Raw genomic sequence first — 3,280 nt, forward strand, 5'->3', positions numbered from 1 at the left:
CATTACTACAACCATGAGGCAGCGCTGGAACCAATTCTCCCTGCGCCACCGACGGTCGGAGCTGACGAGTCCACCGCCCAAGTAGAGGGCGGAGCCGGCGGACCGGAGGCGCAGGCTGAATTCGACGTCTTCCATCAACGGCAGCTTGGGAAATCCACCGCTGCCGGCCAGCGACGTCCGCCGGAAAAATTGTCCTTGGTCACCGAATGAAACGCCGAGAAACATCGCGCGAAAATCGTTCAGGAATTCGACGACGACAAGTTTGGTCGAATCGGAATCGAACCGCTGGCCGACTGCTCCGCCAATGGCGGCCGGGTTGGCATTGAGTGCAGCCAGGAGGCGACGGCCGGTATCCGGAGCGACAAGGGAATCAGCATGCACAACGAAGACGACATCGCTCCCGGCCGTGCTCGCTCCCGCCGCGATCTGCCGGCCGCGTCCACGCTCGCTTAGCACTACGGTCGCGCCGCTTTGCGCGGCGATTTCGCGGGTGCCATCGACGGAACCGCCGTCGGCGACGATGACTTCGTCCGGCGGCGGCACCATCTGCGCGAGCGAGTGGAGGCAGGCAGAAAGGCCGGCGCCTTCATTTAGCGTCGGAACGACCACCGTGTAATTTTGCACGGGCCGATGCGCGGTGCCGCCCTCAATTCGCCGCCACAACGCAGGCAACGCAATCGCCGCTTCCCGGACCAGCGCCAGACCGAAGGTCAGCCAGATGACATTTTGCGTCCATAGCGGCAGTCCCCAGTCGCGACCGGCGAGCACGTTGGTCACCACGAGGTAGTAGAGCGCCATCACGCCGCTGAGAGTAAGCCAGGCCAGCGAAGGAAACAGCGGGATGAACACCAAGGCCCACGCCACATACCAATAGTGGACTGTCGGCGAGAGCACGACGAGTCCGCCCAAGGTCCAAAACGCTGCGCGCCAGGAGTCGTGATGCGCAAGCGCTACTCCCACGATCCAGATCGCCAGGAGCAGCGTGCAAAACAAAGCCGCCGACGGGCGGTCTCCGAACGCGCTCCACGCGACGGCGTGGATCGAGCCGTTGAAGGCCAAGTTTGATCCGAAATGACGGACCCCCTCCAGCCACGCGGGCGCGTGAGCCATGTAGGGCAACACGGGCAACGCCACGGCCAGCACTCCGAGCCAGACCGTGCGCCACCCGCCGCGTCGAAGCAGGATCGGCACCAGTATGATAGCGACGAGCTTCATTTGCACGGCGAGCGCAAACGCGATCCAACACCAGCGAAGCGATTTTCGCTCGTGCAACCAGAGCGCAAGCAGCACGAAGAAGAGCAGCATCGCATCGAAGTGGGCTTCGCCGGCAAAACCGATCAGCGGAATCGGATTGAACGCATAGAGTCCGGCCAGCCACGGCGCTTGCCCGCGGGCCGCGAGCATGGCGATCAACAGCGCGACTACGCCGAGGTCAAAACCGATGAACACCACCTTGAGCGCGATGGGATGATACCAGAGCCCACCGACCGCCGCGAAAGTCCATTCCGCGACGGGCGGATAGATCGTGCGGAGTCCTTTCTGGTTCATGCCCTCCCAATAGCGGTCGCGCAACGGCTCCCATGCAGGGTCGGATGCGACGCGGGCATACGGGCTCTCGCCCTCCCGCACCAGACGACCTTCCCACAAATACCGGTTCGCGTCCGAATCCGCCGGGTGCGCCAGCAGCGCCAGTCGCGCCAGGAGCGCGACGAGCAGCAGGCTCACGACGGCGGTGTGCCGTGGTTGGTCGCGCGGCCACAAGAAAGTTACGGCCAGCCCGGCAGGAAGCAGCAGGGCGAACCCCGCAATCCGCGCATACGGATGCGCGTGAATCCACGCAACGCTTCCCATCGCCACGCACCCCAAAAGCAATCCGCCCACGGCCGCGAGGAACAGTCGCTGCCGGACACCGCCGTGATTCGCAGCCGCGTTTGCCATTCCAGTCTCATTGATCGGCGAGCTATCGAGCGGTTGCGCGCGCACGATGCGGGATTCCCGCTGTTCCAGAAACCCAAACACCGCGACGATCAGGAAACTGGCCGCATACACCGCAAGGAAGGACCCGATCACAAATCGCCCGGTGCTCAGATAGGAAACCAAACTCGCGGCGCAATAGAGCCCCATCGCGAGTTCGATCCACGGCACGAGGGATTTCTGTGAACGATAATGCGTCTTCGTCTGGTCGCCTTGTTTCGGCGTCCGGACGAATTCGCCCGTTTTCCCGAACAGCGCTTCGAGGACGCCGTGAGTGTTGTTGATCGTCAGACCGACACCGAGGCCTGTCAGCACCGGCAGCCAGCGCAGCCGCCAAGGCCAATCGCGATGGAGCGCACGCTGGCTCGCGAGATAGGTGACGTTCGGCGCGAGCACGACGACGGCGAGGGCTGCGATCACAATAGGCAGCCAGTCCGGATGCAGGTTGAGGGGAAAGTGCATCATCACCGGCCACGCCAGCAGGGCGACCACGAGCATCAGCGGATGAATGGCGTAGTGCGTGAGATGGAGGGCGGCCTGAATTTTCGTCCAGACGGGAGCCCCGCTGCACAGGATGCGGGGCAGTAGTTTCCTGGCGGATTGGATCGATCCTTTCGCCCAACGAAACTGCTGGCTTTTGAAGGCACCGAGCGAAGCCGGCAACTCGCCGGGAACCTCGAGTTCGGCGAGATAGTGGGTGCGCCAGCCGACCAGTTGCGCCCGGTAAGAGAGGTCGAGATCCTCCGTGAGCGTATCCGCCGACCAGCCGCCCGCGTCCACGATCGCCTGCCGGCGCCAGATGCCGGCCGTACCGTTGAAATTCATGAAGAGCCCGTTGAACGTGCGGGCCGATTGCTCGACCATGAAATGTCCGTCGATCCCGATGGCCTGCACGCGGGTCAGCATCGAGGCCGCGTCATTCAAATGCCCCCAGCGCGCCTGCACGAGACCGAGCCGTTGATTCGAGAAAAAAAACGGCAGCGTGTTCCGCAGAAAATTTCGCGGGGGCACGAAATCCGCGTCGAAGATGGCCACGTATTCGGCGGCCGTCTTCGTCAGGCCCAGCGCCAGCGCGCCGGCTTTGAACCCGACGCGGTCGGCGCGGCGCACGATGACGATGCGGTGCCCCTGAGTCCGGAGCTCGACCGCGACCCGATCGACAATCCCACGGGTCTCGTCGTCGGAATCGTCGAGCACCTGGATCTCGTGGCGGTCCCGCGGATAGTCGATGGCGGCGACGGCGCGAATCGCCCGCTCGGCAACGTTGGCCTCGTTGAACAGGGGGATTTGCGTCGCGACCAGCGGC

1 protein-coding gene is annotated in these 3,280 nt (G+C 63.9%); it reads right to left on the bottom strand.

What is annotated here, in order from left to right; genetic code table 11:
* The coding region (locus SGJ19_01240) for a glycosyltransferase (protein ID MDZ4778860.1) at positions 1-3,276 on the bottom strand (3,276 nt) is incomplete at its 3' end.
* Positions 3,277-3,280: the final 4 nt, after the last annotated feature.

This window comes from Planctomycetia bacterium (assembly GCA_034440135.1).
Taxonomy (GTDB): Bacteria; Planctomycetota; Planctomycetia; order Pirellulales; family JALHLM01; genus JALHLM01.